Here is a 15,023-nt window from a genome sequence, read left to right as displayed (position 1 = left end):
TCAATAGAGGAGGAAACGACCATGACAATGAAAGCAGGAACTTTTCTCGCCGCGTCGCTCGCCAGTCTTCTGGCCAGCGCGGCCCATGCAGACGTAACGCTGACCTTGCTGGCAGACACCAACCCGGAATCGACCATTTTCCTGGATGTTCTGACCAAAGCTTACGCGGAAAAGCGACCTGACATCAGCTTCGATATCGAAAGTCGTCCCGGTGGAGCGGAAGGCGACAACATGATCAAGACCCGGCTGGCCACCGGCGAAATGGCGGATATCTTCCAGTATAATTCCGGCTCGCTGTTCAAGGCGCTGAAGCCGGAGCAGACGCTGGCCAATCTCTCCGATCTGTCGAATGTCGGCAATATCTCCGACAACTTCCGGCCGGTTGTCAGCGCCGCAGATGGAAGCGTCCGAGGCGTTCCCTTTGGTCCCGCCATGGGCGGCGGTATCTTCTACAACCGGAAGATCTACGCCGAGCTCGGGCTTTCGGTGCCCAAGACCTGGGCAGACTTCATTGCCAACAGCGAGAAGGTGAAGGCGGCCGGCAAGGTGGGCATTGCCCAGACCTATGGGGACACCTGGACGTCGCAGCTCTTCGTGCTCGCCGACTTCTATAACGTCAACGCTGCCGCACCCAATTTTGCCAAGGATTTCACCGAGAACAAGGCCAAGTTCGCCACCACCCCTGCGGCAACCAAGGGTTTCGAGCGCCTTGAGCAGACCGGCAAGGCAGGGCTCTTCAATGCCGATTTCGGTGCTGCGAAATTCGATGACGGCATGCGCATGGTCGCGACCGGCGAGGCGGCCCATTACCCGATGCTGACCTTCGGCATTGGCAATGTCCAGCAGAACTATGCCGCCAATCTCCCCGATCTCGGCTTTTTTGCCCAACCGGGGGATGATGCCGCCAAGAATGGCCTGACGGTCTGGATGCCCTCCGCGCTCTACGTGCCGGCAAGCGCCGAAAACGCCGAAGAAGCCAAGAAATTCCTCGACTGGATTGCTTCGAAGGAAGCCTGCGAACTGATGGCGAAGGCGGTTCCGTCAGGTCCCTATCTGATCAAGGATTGTCAGCTTCCGGCCGATGTTCCCCAGGCGGTGAAGGACATGCTCCCCTATTTCGAGACAGCGGGCAGCACCGCACCGGCGCTCGAATTCCTGTCTCCCGTCAAGGGCCCGGCTCTCGAGCAGATCACGGTTGAAGTCGGCTCCGGCATCCGTCCGGCCGCAGAAGCAGCGGCCCTCTATGACCAGGATGTCGAAAAGCAGGCCAAGCAACTCGGCCTGCCGAACTGGTAACCTCCCGCCAGTCGCCCCGTCCGGTCGTTGAAGTCCGGGCGGGGTCTGAACCGGAGAAGAGACATGGTTACACAGAAATCACCCTATCCCTACTGGTTCGTGCTGCCGGCGGCGATCGTGTTCACGGTCCTGTTCCTGGTGCCGACAGTCGCGTCCTTCTGGTTCAGCCTGACACGCTGGGACCTGTTTTCGGCCGAGTTCATCGGCCTTGAGAACTACCGTCAGTTTCTGCGCGAGCCTTTCCTGATCCAGGGAACGGTGAACACGCTGATCTATGCCATTGCCACCTCCGCCACGAAGACCGTGATCGGCCTTTTGCTCGCCGTGCTGTTGACGTCGGGGATCTGGGCTCAGGGCTTTCTGCGCACCGTCGTGTTCTTCCCGGTTCTGGTCTCGACCATCGGGATCGGGATCACCTTTGCCGTCCTGATGCATCCGACCAATGGCATGATCAACGTTGCCCTCGGCGCGGTCGGCCTGCCGGGGCCGGGCTGGCTCACCGACCCGTCGCTTGCTCTCTATTCGGTGATCCTTGTCGATCTCTGGAAAGGGGTCGGGCTGGCAACGCTCATCTACATCGCCGGTCTCGCCACCATCAGCCAGGACTACTACGAAGCTGCCAGGATCGATGGCGCCACCCGCAGGCAGATGTTCTTTCGCGTCACTGTGCCCCTGGTCCGCCCGGCAACCGTCACGGTCGTCACGCTCTCCCTTATCGGCGGCTTGAGAAGCTTCGATCTGATCTGGGCGATGACACGCGGTGGCCCCGGCTTCTCCTCCGACGTTCTCGCCAGCGTCATCTACAAGCAATACCAGGCCGGCTTTTATGGATTGTCCACCGCCGGCAATGTCATCCTTTTCCTGCTGATCGGGCTGATCATCCTGCCAATGACGGCCTGGTTCAATCGTCGGGAGGTGGACCTATGAGCCGCCGCCAGTTCTATACGGGCCTCGTCTCGCTGGCTCTCGCGTCCGTCATCTTCATCCTGCCCTTCGTCTTCATTTTCCTGACGGCGGCCAAGACGAGGCAAGATGCATCGCGCCTGACATTTTCCTGGCCGGTCGAGTGGCAATTGTGGGAAAACTTCCTGCAGGTCCTGCAGACGCGCAACTACCTGCTGCTGCTCGCCTATTTCAATTCGACCGTCATCACCGTCGCTGCCGTCACGCTGCTCGTGCTGTTCGGGGCCATGGTTGGCTATATCCTGCAGCGTCGCCCGTCCCGCTGGAACACGGTGATCTATGGTTTCGTGCTGGCTGGCCTGATGATCCCACCGGCAGTCGTTCCGACGATTTGGGTGCTGCAATCCATCGGTCTGTTCAAGACGATCACCGGCATGATCTTCATCCAGGTCGCCTATGGCCTGGCCTTCTCGGTGCTGCTGTTCCGCAGTTTCATCGCCACCATTCCGCGGGATCTGGACGAGGCGGCCCTGATCGACGGGGCAACGCCGCTGCAAATCTTCTTCCGGGTGATCCTGCCGTTGCTGAAGCCCGTGACGGTCACCGTCATCGTCGTGCAGTCGATTTCGATTTTCAACGATTTCACCAACCCGCTTTATTATCTGCCGGGCCGCGAGAATGTGACGGTCCAGCTCACCCTCTATAACTTCCAGGGCCAATTCCAGACGCAGTTCAACCTGCTGTTCATGAACATCCTGCTGGTCACCATCCCGCCGCTTATCGTCTACATCTTCTTCAACCGACAGATCGTGGCCGGCATGACCGCCGGCGCCGTCAAAGGATAGTCGCATGACCAGTGTCGTTCTCAAGGATATCCGCAAGAGCTTCGGCAGCCTTGACGTGATCAAGGGCATCGATCTGACCGTGGAGAAGGGTGAGTTCTGCGTCTTTGTCGGCCCGTCCGGTTGCGGCAAGTCCACGCTGCTCCGGATGATCTCTGGGCTCGAAACCTCAACGTCGGGGCAGATCATCATCGACGGCGAAGATGTGACCCATGCCGAGCCCTCCAAGCGCGGCATCGCCATGGTCTTCCAGTCCTATGCGCTCTACCCGCATCTGACGGTTCGCGACAATATCGGCTTCGGCCTTTCGCTGGCCGGCCTGCCCAAGAAAGAGATTGCCGCGAAGGTGGAGAAGACGGCCGAAAGCCTGCAGCTTTCCCATCTGCTCGATCGCAAGCCGAAGGCTCTGTCCGGCGGCCAGCGTCAACGGGTAGCGATCGGGCGCGCGATCATCCGCAATCCCAAGGTATTCCTGTTCGACGAGCCGCTTTCCAACCTGGACGCTGCATTGCGCTCGCAGATGCGGATGGAACTCACCGACCTGCACGCCAAGCTCGGCGCCACGATGATCTACGTCACCCACGACCAGGTCGAGGCGATGACCATGGCCGACAAGATCGTGGTCCTGAATGCTGGACGCATCGAACAAGTCGGCTCCCCGATGGACCTCTACAACAATCCTGCAAACCCCTTCGTTGCGGGCTTCATCGGATCGCCGAAAATGAACCTCTACGATGGCGAGGTTGCCGCCGCAGAAGGCTGCAAGACCTACGGCATTCGCCCGGAGCACCTTGTCCTGTCAAAGAGCGAAGGCAAATGGCAGGGCCGGGTCCGCCATATCGAACGGCTGGGTGCAGACACGGTCGTCTACCTCGACCACCCCATGCTGAAACAGATCGTTGCCCGCGTATCCGGTGATTTCGAGATTGCCTTGGTAGAGGTCATCTACGCGACGCCGATGGGTGGCAAGGAGCATCGGTTCGGAGGATAGGTTCAAGTCGCAAACCGCCACCGGAAGGGGTGTAGATCCGATTTATCTCCCCGAAGGGTTGCTTCTCCCGCTTTGTCGGTCACAATACGTGCGGGAGGCGGGGGATGGTATACTACGCGCATTCCGGCAAGGCCGCTGACAAAAGCGACTGGCAGGGGCTGAGAGACCACCTCCTGGCCTTGGCGGAACGCGCGACCGAGATGGCCAGGCCGTTTGGCCTGGAGCGTGCGGCCTATCTGGCAGGGCTGACGCACGATCTCGGCAAATATACCGTGGCATTTCAGCGCTATATCGAAGGACGCGGATCCAGCATTGACCACTCCACGGCAGGGGCATTTGCCATGCTGGGCGACCTGGCCACAGGTGTAGATCGAAGCATCGCGCAACTCATTGCCTATTGCATCGCCGGCCATCATGCCGGTCTGCCGGACTGGCTGGGTGAGACGGCTGCCTGCCTGACGCGCCGGCTGGAGGGCCAGCCCGCGCCGCTTGATCCGGTATGGCGCACGGAACTGCCCGTGGACGCGGGCGATCTCGTGCCGAAGGCGCTGATGGCGAATTTTTCCCGTGACCCCCAGCGCGCCGCGTTCCAGTTCTCGGTCATGACGCGAATGCTGTTTTCGTGCCTGGTGGATGCGGGGGCGTGGATCGAAACTGCGGCGATCAGGAAGGTAATGTGGCGGTTCCCGTCGCCTCTTCTCGGAGCCGTGGATCGAGACTTTACGAAAGGTGACGGCGCCACAGCGATAGAGGCTCGCCCATCACGGGACGTGGATACAAATGCTAGTATTGCGGTTTGGCGCCACGTATTCAAACGTCGGATAATTTGCAGACGATCTGTCAGCCCACAATGCTTTTGGGGAAAATTGGCTGGGGAACCTGGATTCTCACATTATTTCAAAGGCTTAACAAAATAGCCTTTGATTTTCCTCTGTTTTCCTGCCGCGAGCGACCGTGGATGCCATCTTTGTGCCCTGGCTTTGGGCCGACGTCAACTTGGCGGGAGAGCGGCAATTATTTCCGCTCGGGAGCGTCAAGCCTGAGGTGAGGTGAGCATTGTCGATGGGCAGCTAAGCGCCGTCGTTTCAGTCGCTCGCACTGCAAATAAAAACGCCCAAAAGCGGCCGTTCGAGATTGTACGCGAGATTCCTACATCCATAACAACGGCGGCGGACCAAATCTGATCCGCCGCGATCCGGCTTCGCTACGCGTCTTTGAATACGTCCTCTCGACCCCGCCGCATCGAGGGCGAGATTGCCACCACGAGTGCCATCATGCCAACCGCGAGTAGGGTGGCAGACAGCGGCGACTGGACGAAGGTCAGTGGGTTGCCGTCCGAGATGATCAGCGACTGCCGCAGCTTTTCCTCCAGCAACCGACCGAGTACGAAGCCCAGGGCCAGGGGCGCGGGTTCGAAGTCCAGCTTGTAGAGCGCATAGCCGATGAAGCCGAAGAAGGCGGCCATCATCACCTGGGCGGCATCATTGGCGATCGAGTAGAGGCCGATGCAGCAAAAGCAGACGATGGCGGGAAATAGCAGGCGATAGGGGACACGCAAAAGCTTCACCCAGAGCCCGATCAGCGGCAGGTTGATGATGACCAGCATCAGGTTGCCGATCCACATCGACGCAACCAGACCCCAGAAGAGTTCCGGATTGCGCTCGATGACCTGCGGGCCGGGCACGATCCCCTGGATCATCATCGCGCCGACCATCAGTGCCATGACCGCATTTGGCGGAAGACCGAGAGTGAGGAGCGGAATGAAGGAGGTCTGCGCGCCAGCGTTGTTGGCACTTTCCGGACCAGCGACGGCCGCAGGTGCCCCCTGGCCGAAGTCTTGCGGTCGCTTGGAAAGGCGCTTTTCGACAGCATAGCTTGCAAAGGGTCCAAGGATGGCGCCGTTGCCCGGCAATACCCCAAGGATCGAGCCAAGGAACGTGCCGCGCAGGATCGGCGCGAGGTTCTCGCGCAGTTCGCGCAGCGTCGGCCACAGGCGACCGATCTGGTTGCGCACGACATCGCGTGTTTCTGGATCCGCCAGGTTCTTGAAGATCTCTCCGAAGCCGAAGATGCCCATGGCAAGCACGACGAATTCGATGCCATCATGCAGCATTTCGAGATCGAAGGTCATGCGCTCTCGGCCCGTTTCCATGTCGGCACCGACACAGGACAGAAGGATGCCGGCGAGGATCATGGCAATCGCCTTGATCAGCGAGCCACGGGCAAGCACGACGGCGAACACCAGGCCCATGATCATCAGCGAGAAGTATTCGGCCGGGCCGAATAGCAGACCCATACGTGTCATCGGCACGCCGAGCGCTGCAATGACGATGGTGGCGACAGTCCCGGCAATGAACGAACCGATGGCGGCAAGACCGAGGGCGAGACCGGCCTGGCCCTTTTGCGCCATCTGATGTCCGTCGATCGCGGTAACCACCGCGGTTGCCTCGCCGGGAATGTTGACGAGGATCGCCGTTGTTGATCCGCCATACTGAGCGCCGTAATAAATGCCGGCGAGCATGATCAGCGATCCGGTCGGATCGAGCGACAGCGTCACCGGCAAGAGGATCGCGATCGTTGCGACCGGGCCGACCCCGGGCAAAACGCCGACCAGGGTGCCGATCAGACAGCCGATGAAGCAAAGCGCCACATTGTTGAGGGTGAGCGCCACGGACAGGCCGAGGCCCAGATTGGTGAAGACTTCGAACATCTCAGTATCCTAGCAGCCAGGGCGCAACGGGGACCGATAGGCCGAGCGCATAGCGGAACAACCCAATGCAGAAGGCCGTCAACATGACCGCAAAGACGAGCAGTTCCGGAAGGCGGGAATCGCGTGCGGCAAGGCCGGATGCGATGATGGCCAGCGGGCAGGCCACCGCCATCCCGAGGCTCGGGATAGCGATCGGCCCCAAGGGGTAACCGCGGATCGTGACGGCGAACAGGATGACACCAAGGACCACCGGGATCGTCTCGCGGATCGCCCAGTGACCGGTCGAAGGACCTGGATCCTTGAGGCTGAGGAAAATCTGGAGAGCGCCGAGGCCCAGGATCATCAGGGAGAGGATGCGAGGCATCAGCCCCGACCCCACACCGTCACTCGTCATGAAGGGCAGGTCTGCACCGCCCCAGAGGCCCAGTCCGCCAAGGGCCACCAGAACAAGACCGGCAATCCTCTCCCGCCCCTGCCAGCCGTTCGCAGCTGGTGGTTCGTTGTTCGTCGACACGTCCTGCATGTTATTCGACCTTGATGTCGGCGGCCTTGACCACCTCACCCCAACGGGCGCGCTCCGTTGCCATGAAGTCGGCAAAGGCCTGGGCACCCATGCTCGACGCAACCGCGCCATCGTTCTTCAGCTTGTCGAGAACCTCGGTATCCCCGAGCGTCTCTGCGGTTGCCTTTTCGAGCTTCGCCTTGACCTCCGCCGGCATGCCCTTAGGGCCGACAAGACCATACCATGCGGATGCTGTGTAGCCGGCCAAACCGGCTTCGATGGCGGTGGGAACATCGGGCAGCGTTTCAAAGCGCTTGTCGCCGGTGACGGCAAGTGCTTTCAGCGTACCGCTTTCGATCAGGCCGATGGCGGACGGAATGGTGGTGACCATGAAATCGATGTGACCGCCGACGAGATCGTTCACGGCCGGGCCAGCACCCTTGTAGGGAACATGCTTGACCTTGATCCCGGCCGTCTGACCAAGAAGCAGGGCGCCGAGATGGCTTGCCGAAGCATTGCCTGCCGAGCCGTACACAAGCTCCTTGGACTTCGCGGCCTCGATCAGTGCGCCGAGCGAGTTGACCTGCAGACGCGGGCCAACAACCACGACCAGCGAAGCATCGGCAATCATCGCGATGGGATCGAGCGCTTCAGCGGGATCTGCCTTCAGATTGAAGATGTGTGGATTGACCACCATCGGGCCCTGATTGCCGATGAGCAGCGTGTAGCCATCAGGATCTGCGGAGGCTGTCACTTCCGTCCCGATATTAGCAGCCGCGCCGGGGCGGTTTTCGACGATCACCCGGCCATCAAGCGCCTTTTCGAGGCGTGCTGCAAAGACACGGGCGATTGCGTCGGTGCCGCCTCCGGCGGCGTAGGATACGACCAAGGTGATCGGCTTGGATGGATAGGCGTCCTGAGCTAGGCCTGAGCCTGCGACGGAAAAAGCAAGTGCCGTGCTGCACAGCGAAAGCACGAGGCGGCGGGTCATTGTCATGGGCATTTCTGATCTCCTCCCGAGTCAAGTATGGCATTCACTTTGAAGCGACGCGATAGTTAGCAACCATCGGATCGCGTTTGCGGACAAGCGCCGCGCCTTCAAACAGCCGTCGGCTGGTTCTCATCACCGAGACCGTCGGACTGTTGTCTCCTTGAGCCTTCTCGATACGCACACGCAGAAGGCCTGTCGGATGTTCCCAAGCCAGCGAAACCGGCAAGGTCATGTTTGGAAAGTGCTCCCCCACAAGGCTCGTGGGGATCGTCGCGGCAAGCCCGAGGCTGACCGCGCCGGTGGTGGCAAGCGCCGTGTGGCAGCTCGCGGGCGTGAAGTAACGGACGGCGAGATCGCCGTGACCCAGTGATGGGCCGATCAAGAGCGGTTTCGGCAGAACGGACTGGCTGACGTCGCCGAGCCCCATCATGCGACCTGCCTCGCGTCTCACGCTTTCAAGCCGTGTCATGAAGGCGCTATTGCTATCCAGCAAAGCAGCCGGTTCAGACCCGGTGAAGCCGAAGTCGCAGGCGCGAAGGACCACCAGTGGCGTTGCTCCGTCAACAAGCGTTGCATCGACATCGAGCACCCGGTCGACTGCATGTCCAGTCGGCAGCAGCTTACCCGTCTTGGCACCGATGGCATTGCGGAAGGCCAGATAGACAGGCGCTGCGGTCCCGGGAACGCCGTCGATCTGCGCTTCGCCCTGATAGACCATATGGCCATCGGGAGTGCGGACCCGCGCTTCGATGATCTTGCCGGTGTTGACGTTGTGGACCCGGATGAGCGTTTCGCCGACTTCAGCCGCAATCAGTCCGGCCTCGATGGCAAAAGGGCCGACGGCTGAAAGCATGTTGCCGCAATTGGGGGCAGTATCGACGGATTGCTCCAGAACTTTCACCTGGGCGAAGAGATAATCGACGTCTGCTTCCGGGTGTGACGAGGGTCCGACGATCGCCACCTTGCTGCTCAGCGGATTGCCACCGCCGATACCATCGATCTGCAACGGGTGACCCGATCCCATGATCTCCAAAAGCAGGCGATCGCGTTCTTCCGGATCCACCGGAAGGTCGCGGGACAGGAAAAACGGTCCCTTCGACGTTCCGCCGCGCATCATTACGCAGGGTATCCTGATCAGGTCGTCCATTCGGCATCATCCTCCAGGCCGGTCTCTGCCGGCTGCGAGAGGAGAGTTCTCATGTCGGAAATCAGTTGTGAAATGCAAAGAATTGCGTGATTATTTCGAAATGCGGAATAATTTCGAATTTCTCGACCTGAAGGCATTTCTCGCCGTCCTTGATCTGGGCTCGTTCAATGAAGCAGCCCGACAACTGAATCTGTCACAACCTGCGCTTTCAAGGCGCATTAAAGGATTGGAAGAGGCGGTTGGCGCGCAGCTCATCGAAAGAACCACGCGACATGTCGCGCCTACCCAGATCGGACGGGAGCTCTTGCCGCTGGTTCGGCGACTTGTGGATGAATTCGAAGATTCCATCCTGTCGATCAGCGATCTCGGCGGCCGTCATCGCGCGCAGGTGACGATCGCATCGGTCCCGACGGCTGCCTTCTACTTTCTTCCCAGGGTTGTGCAGTCGTTCAACGAAAAATTCCCGGGCATTCGATTTCGGATTCTCGATTTGTCGGCAAACGAAGGCCTGGACGCCGTGGCGAACGGTGAGGTCGAATTCGGCATCAACATCACCGGTGCAGCGCGCGCCGATCTGAACTTTACCCCCTTGATCGAGGATCCGTTCGTGCTTGCCTGCCGCCGTGATCATCCGCTCGCCACGGCCAAGACGCTCACTTGGGCAGATCTCGCCGGGCATCCGCTGATTGGAGTGAGCAAGACAAGCGGTAACCGCGCCGTGCTCGATCGAGCACTGACGACCGCCCAGGTGCAGCTCAACTGGTTCTACGAAGTAAACCATTTGTCAACATCTCTCGGATTGGTGGAAGCCGGGCTGGGGATCTCCGTGATGCCTAAACTTGCGACGCCGCAGGTGGAGCATCCCGTGATTGCTACGGTGCCGCTGACTGGGCCTTTGGTCAGCCGCACGATCGGTCTTGTCGAACGTCGGGGAGGGCGCTTGTCGCCGGCTGCAATCCGGTTCCGGGAGATGCTGATCCAAGAATGGACGGACTGCTAGAGTGCTATGGAGTGCAAATCATTCCCTGATGAGATGAAGTCACCGTCGCACCCATAATATGGAGATTGTAAGAGCCATAACGATCGTTTTGACTGCAAGCTGATCGACAGCTCCTTGTGCGAAGTCGAATCCGAAGGCGCTGACTTGGACGATGAGCAACGCGACTGCCGAGACTGTGACAAGCCTGCCAGGTAGCCGAGTCAATCCGGGCAGGATCAATCCGACTGCGGCAAGGGCCTCAACAAGGGCTATGCCTCTGACCAGCCAGAGTGGCGCGCCGGGGATCCAGACGAGATCCATGGTGACGAGATCGGCAGGGCTGGAAAGCCCTTCTAGCCACGCAGCAATCACGAACGGAACGGCGACGAGTATTCGTGCAGCCCAATCCGCAATGACCAAGGCCTTCATTCTTGGTGAAGTCGGCAGAGCACCATCGGTCATCTGCGTTCACTTTCTCAGCGCCGGTATCATCCGCGCCAAAGTTCCATCCTTGCGAACGAACTGGTTGAAGATCGCAGCGCCGGCATGCAGGACGATCAGCACGAACATCGCAACATTGATGAAGAAATGCAGGTCGCCGAGATTTGCCACACCGGAGCGGGTCAGCATTCCGGTTATCCCCATGGCGAGGAGGCAGGCGTAAAGCGCGTTATGAACGAGGCTGGCAATGGCCGCCTGGACGGACGAAGTTCCCTGCGCGTGGCCGGGAGCACCGTAGCGGAAGCGTAGCCACAGCCGGACCAGGACAGCCACGAAGACAAGCGTGCCGATCAGCCCGTGCATCATGGCGAGTGTCGCGTCGGAAGGGTCCGGTGCAACGCCTCTATACTGTGCGGTTGTCTCACGCACCATCGGTTCATGGATGGCAATCTGGACGATCACGCCCACCATAACGAACCAGTGGAGGGCAATCTGGGCCGGGCGATAGGCCGGTAAGTTGGAGTGGGTCATGCAGCAGTCCTTTCGGTTCGAGCGACGGGAGTGAGTGCAAGCGTCAGCGTGGCCCCTGTCGGATCGGTTCCTGACAGGTTGCCGGCGGCGTCCCAGCGAAGGTGCATGCTGGTCTGTTTGAAGAGTGCAACGTCCGAGGTTGTCAGGTGGTAGCGAATGAGCCGCGCCGAGTGGGTTGGCGGCGGTGGCGCACCCCGTCCCGCCCAGATATTGAGAGCGAGCCGGTGCGTGTAGGCGGCACCCGCTCCCATATCCGCCATGCCCATCGACGGCAGCAGCAGGTTGCGGGCAAAGCCAAGCGCCTCGAACCAGTCCAATCCCTGTTCGAGCGCCGGCACGTGGAGGTGAAGGTGCGCGGTGACGGTCTCGGCAGCGATGGGCTCTGCAATATTCGCTCCGGCTGCCGCTGCTCGCTCCGCCGGCAGGTTCAGCGGATCTCGACCGCTCCTGAACCGTCCCTCGCTGTCAATCATGGCAAAGCTAGAGCTCGAGCTGTCGAAACGTGCAAAGCGCTCCGGGGTCTCGAGCGCGATCTCAATGCCGTGTCCGTCGGGATCGTTGAGGTAGATCGCCTTTGACATGGTGTGATCGACAGGTGCGATCGGCACCTGAAGGTGCGTGAACCGGTTCAGGAGCCGCGAGAATTCCCTCTGTGAAGGAACAGCAAAAGCCACGTGGTACATGCCGGCCACATTCTGAAGAGCGGGTGTGGAGGCTCCTGGTTGCAGGATGACAAGGGTGCGTTCGGTTGTTCCGACTGCCACGCCTTGGCCTATCCCCGGGTGCAATCGCACAATAAAGCCAAGTGTTTCGGTCCAGAACCGAACAGCGCGATGAAGGTCGGTGACCGATAATTCCACGGCGCCCCAGTTCAGCCGTTCGGGAAGACCGCAGGCCTTCAGGCTGCGAGCCAGTTTCAGGGCATCCGTATCCATGTCGTTCACCTCCTTCGTCGATGCCTTTAGCGCGGCAGGATCGGCGCTTTGCGTGAGCGGCCCCAGATGACCAGCACAGTGAGTGCGACGTAGATCAGGTTGAACGGAAGCGGTGCGAACTCGCCGCGGATGGCATGAAAGGGAATCGCCAGCGCCTGGATAGCCAGAAGCCCGGTCGCGGCCAGAACCGTGAGACGCGGTTTGATCCGCGTTGCGGCGGGTAGGATCAATCCGATGACACCGAGGAGTTCCATCACCCCGATAAAGCGTACGAGGGTAAGTGGGGCCTCTGACATCCAGACGGCGCCCATGGCCGCAGCTTCTGCCGGCGACATCAGGAGGTGGATCCAGACACCCATGAGATAGAGGGCGGCGAGTGCAATCTGGGCGGCCCAGAGGCCGATGTTCCAGCGGGGGCTTGAGGGTGTAGCTGTTGCGGCGATAGTCGACATTTTGAACCATGCTCCATGGGTCTGCCGCCTTCTTGGAAACAGCGGCAAGGTTGATCATGGACAGGATGCTATGACTTTCGTACGGTTTGATCATCGGCACCTGCATTGATGGTGCGTTTCCTCTGAGGAGATGATCGTGGACACGCTTGTTGGTCTTCGGGTATTTGCAGCCGTCGCTGAATTGCGCAGTTTTTCTGCCGCCGCCGAACGCCTTGGGCTCTCTGCGGCCATGACGAGTAAACACGTCCAAAATGTTGAAGCACGCGTGGGCGCAAGACTGCTGAATCGAACCAGCCGCAGTGTGAGCCTGACCGAATCCGGTACGCTCTATCTGGCGACCGTTCGCACTCTCCTTGAAGGGCTGGAGCAGGCAGAGGCGCAACTGTCGCACACGACAGTTTCACCAAAAGGAACGCTCAAGGTCAGCTTGCCCGTCTGGATGGCAAATCCAGCGTTTGCGCGGCTGCTGGCGGCTTTTCGTGAGCGGTACCCGGCGGTGACGCTGGATCTCGATCTCTCCGGACGCAAGGTCAATCTCGTCGAGGAGGGGTTCGATCTGGCCCTCCGTGTCACGCCGACTCTGGACGAAGCCCTCATTGCACGCCGTTTGGCGACAATCCGCTTTGTTCTTGTTGGAACGCCCGACCTTCTCGATCGTCTTGGGCGCACCAGGGATCCAGAGGCTCTGAACGGCGGACCTTTCCTTGCCTATAGCGCAGTTGCTGCGGATGGGCACGTGCGCCTCGGAAGCGGACCAGAGGCACGAGAACTGCATCTCACGCCCGTGCTCCTGAGCGGCAATGAGACACTGCTCTATCTGGCAACTCGGGAGGGCTTGGGCCTGTCCATGATGCCTCACTGGTTGGTCCAAGAGGATCTGGCGAAAGGATTGTTGGAAGCCGTGCTCGATACGGACCTTTGGCCATCCGTCACTTTACACGCCGTCTATCCGAACCGCAGCTATCTGCCGGCGAAGACACGCGCTTTTCTTGACTTCCTGACCGGCCCCGACGGCATTGGAGACCTCCAAAACTGATGCCCATCATCTACAGAAAAGAAATGGAGCGTCAATATTCAGGCCGATGATGCGCCCTGAGGAGATCGATAGCCTCCTTCCACGTCCAGCCCAGACTGATTGGCAGCCTGGTGCATCAAACCCGACGTGAAGAGGAGAATTGCAGACATGACCATCACCCGCCGTGCTTCCATCTTCCTTGCGGCCACCACGACCGCCATGATGCTGATAGCCAATTCGGCCGCCGCCGAGTCCGCACACAAGCAGAAGATCCGCCTCTTCTACGATACCTTTGTGACGGGCAATCCCGATCTTCTCGATCAGGTACTGGCTGAGGACTGGGTCAACGTTCCTACCAATCCGGGCCAGGGTCCTGGCCGCGCGGGCTTCAAGGCCATGATCCCCGGCATGTCAGCAACCTTCACCAATGGAATGTTTGTGCTCGAGGACATGATCGAAGAAGGCAACAAAGTCGTCGTTCGCTCGACCTACTCCGCCACCCAGGCCGGCCCGTTCGCAGGCTTCCCGTCGAAGGGTAAGGACTTCACGATCATGACCATCGACATCCACGAGTTCAACGATGAGGGGATGGTCGTCCGGACCTGGCATCTCGAGGACTGGCTCGGCGGCCTTTTCCAGATGGGTGCCTTTGACAAGTAGCCGTTGATCAACACTGTCCGCTCTTGACGTTGTTCCGTCAGGAGCGGCCAGCCTTCTGTCGGCCCCGTTGCAGACATCGCTTGCGGGTCCCCAGCCAGTTTTTTCGAGACCCGTTTCAGTACGACGTGTGGCCGAAAGAATAGGAGCCAGGATTGCTCAAGTTGTTGAGAAGGCGTCGCTTTTTTCTGTGAGAAACGGACGCCAATTTTCAGCGGAAAATCGACCGAAAACGGCTCGCCTGGAGAACCTGTATTCTCACATGATTTCAAAGTCTTAGAGAATTATCCTTTGATTTCCTCTGTTTTCCTGCCGTGAGCGACCGTGGATGCCATCTTTGTGCCCTGGATCTGGGCATCAGTCAACCGGGCGGGCGAGCGGCAATAATTTCCGCTCGGGAGTTCAGAGCCGAAGGTGAGGCGACTATTATCAAGTGACAGCTTCGATGCCTCTTTCAGGCATGGTGCTCCCACTGCCGCTTTATCCTTACGCAGGTGCCGAGTGCTCTGAATGAATTGTTGAGAAAGATAGTGCTCTGTAACCGGTGTTCTGCCCCCACATTGCCCGCCGTCGCCTGATCTGTGATCGAACATTCCGTGGATGAGCGACAAGGAGTTTCTCCATGGAGTCT

17 protein-coding genes are annotated in these 15,023 nt (G+C 59.8%); 8 read left to right on the top strand and 9 right to left on the bottom strand.

Annotation, left to right across the window (positions count from 1 at the left end; translation table 11 throughout):
* Positions 1 to 21 precede the first annotated feature (21 nt).
* The 5 genes from B9A97_RS23415 to B9A97_RS23395 all read left to right on the top strand — a co-directional run bounded on the left by B9A97_RS23415 (position 22) and on the right by B9A97_RS23395 (position 4,949).
* On the top strand, positions 22 to 1,296 hold the full coding sequence (locus B9A97_RS23415) for an ABC transporter substrate-binding protein (protein WP_084368237.1): 1,275 nt from the start codon (positions 22 to 24) through the stop codon (positions 1,294 to 1,296).
* Between the two features lie 63 nt (positions 1,297 to 1,359).
* The gene (locus B9A97_RS23410; RefSeq protein WP_084368236.1) at positions 1,360 to 2,223 is read left to right on the top strand and encodes a carbohydrate ABC transporter permease; all 864 of its coding nucleotides are present in this window, start codon (positions 1,360 to 1,362) and stop codon (positions 2,221 to 2,223) included.
* Entirely contained in the window at positions 2,220 to 3,044 is an 825-nt protein-coding gene (locus tag B9A97_RS23405; protein ID WP_084368235.1) for a carbohydrate ABC transporter permease, read from the top strand. Before B9A97_RS23410 ends, B9A97_RS23405 begins: the two co-directional genes overlap by 4 nt.
* Before the next feature lie 4 nt (positions 3,045 to 3,048).
* The gene (locus B9A97_RS23400) at positions 3,049 to 4,032 is read left to right on the top strand and encodes an ABC transporter ATP-binding protein (protein ID WP_084368234.1); all 984 of its coding nucleotides are present in this window, start codon (positions 3,049 to 3,051) and stop codon (positions 4,030 to 4,032) included.
* A 104-nt stretch (positions 4,033 to 4,136) separates the two neighbouring features.
* Positions 4,137 to 4,949, top strand: a complete 813-nt coding sequence (locus B9A97_RS23395) for a CRISPR-associated endonuclease Cas3'' (protein WP_210189726.1) — start codon at positions 4,137 to 4,139, stop codon at positions 4,947 to 4,949.
* 287 nt (positions 4,950 to 5,236) lie between these two features.
* On the opposite strand, the gene B9A97_RS23390 is transcribed toward B9A97_RS23395, so the two are convergent.
* Genes B9A97_RS23390 through B9A97_RS23375 form a run of 4 tightly spaced genes read right to left on the bottom strand, consistent with a single transcriptional unit; the run spans position 5,237 to position 9,382 of the window.
* Complete coding sequence (locus tag B9A97_RS23390) at positions 5,237 to 6,742, bottom strand: tripartite tricarboxylate transporter permease (RefSeq protein ID WP_084368233.1); 1,506 nt, start codon at positions 6,740 to 6,742, stop codon at positions 5,237 to 5,239.
* A gap of 1 nt (position 6,743) precedes the next feature.
* Positions 6,744 to 7,265, bottom strand: coding sequence for a tripartite tricarboxylate transporter TctB family protein (locus B9A97_RS23385; protein ID WP_084368232.1), 522 nt, complete (start codon positions 7,263 to 7,265; stop codon positions 6,744 to 6,746).
* Position 7,266: 1 nt separating this feature from the next.
* Positions 7,267 to 8,247 carry a Bug family tripartite tricarboxylate transporter substrate binding protein gene (locus B9A97_RS23380; RefSeq protein ID WP_244564336.1) on the bottom strand — a complete coding sequence of 327 codons (981 nt, stop codon included), beginning with the start codon at positions 8,245 to 8,247 and terminating at the stop codon, positions 7,267 to 7,269.
* A 31-nt stretch (positions 8,248 to 8,278) separates the two neighbouring features.
* Positions 8,279 to 9,382, bottom strand: a complete 1,104-nt coding sequence (locus B9A97_RS23375) for a 4-oxalomesaconate tautomerase (protein ID WP_084368231.1) — start codon at positions 9,380 to 9,382, stop codon at positions 8,279 to 8,281.
* Positions 9,383 to 9,482: 100 nt separating this feature from the next.
* On the opposite strand from B9A97_RS23375, the gene B9A97_RS23370 reads away from it, so the two are divergent.
* Positions 9,483 to 10,382, top strand: a complete 900-nt coding sequence (locus tag B9A97_RS23370) for a LysR family transcriptional regulator (RefSeq protein ID WP_084368304.1) — start codon at positions 9,483 to 9,485, stop codon at positions 10,380 to 10,382.
* A 39-nt stretch (positions 10,383 to 10,421) separates the two neighbouring features.
* Here the strand turns inward: B9A97_RS23370 and B9A97_RS23365 are convergent, their stop codons facing one another.
* From B9A97_RS23365 to B9A97_RS23350, 4 genes are read right to left on the bottom strand one after another with little or no spacing between them, the layout of a single operon-like run.
* Entirely contained in the window at positions 10,422 to 10,823 is a 402-nt protein-coding gene (locus B9A97_RS23365; protein WP_084368230.1) for a DoxX family protein, read from the bottom strand.
* Positions 10,824 to 10,829: 6 nt separating this feature from the next.
* Positions 10,830 to 11,333: a cytochrome b gene (locus B9A97_RS23360; RefSeq protein WP_084368229.1), complete on the bottom strand. Its 504-nt coding sequence runs from the start codon at positions 11,331 to 11,333 to the stop codon at positions 10,830 to 10,832.
* Positions 11,330 to 12,268 carry a VOC family protein gene (locus B9A97_RS23355; RefSeq protein ID WP_084368228.1) on the bottom strand — a complete coding sequence of 313 codons (939 nt, stop codon included), beginning with the start codon at positions 12,266 to 12,268 and terminating at the stop codon, positions 11,330 to 11,332. Before B9A97_RS23355 ends, B9A97_RS23360 begins: the two co-directional genes overlap by 4 nt.
* Before the next feature lie 26 nt (positions 12,269 to 12,294).
* Positions 12,295 to 12,720 (bottom strand): DoxX family protein, encoded by a 426-nt coding sequence (locus B9A97_RS23350; RefSeq protein WP_084368227.1) that lies wholly within the window; start codon positions 12,718 to 12,720, stop codon positions 12,295 to 12,297.
* Positions 12,721 to 12,856: 136 nt separating this feature from the next.
* Here B9A97_RS23350 and B9A97_RS23345 point away from each other — a divergent pair, with 136 nt between their 5' ends.
* Entirely contained in the window at positions 12,857 to 13,756 is a 900-nt protein-coding gene (locus B9A97_RS23345) for a LysR family transcriptional regulator (RefSeq protein WP_084368303.1), read from the top strand.
* Positions 13,757 to 13,903: 147 nt separating this feature from the next.
* Positions 13,904 to 14,395: an ester cyclase gene (locus B9A97_RS23340; protein WP_084368226.1), complete on the top strand. Its 492-nt coding sequence runs from the start codon at positions 13,904 to 13,906 to the stop codon at positions 14,393 to 14,395.
* A 281-nt stretch (positions 14,396 to 14,676) separates the two neighbouring features.
* Here B9A97_RS23340 and B9A97_RS30045 read toward each other — a convergent pair.
* The coding region (locus B9A97_RS30045; protein WP_210189725.1) for a hypothetical protein at positions 14,677 to 15,023 on the bottom strand (347 nt) is incomplete at its 5' end.

Origin of the sequence: Rhizobium sp. RU36D, from assembly GCF_900176345.1 — a bacterium.
Lineage (GTDB): Bacteria > Pseudomonadota > Alphaproteobacteria > Rhizobiales > Rhizobiaceae > Allorhizobium.
Note: the sequence above shows the minus strand (reverse complement) of the source record. Positions and strands in the feature narration are given on the sequence as shown.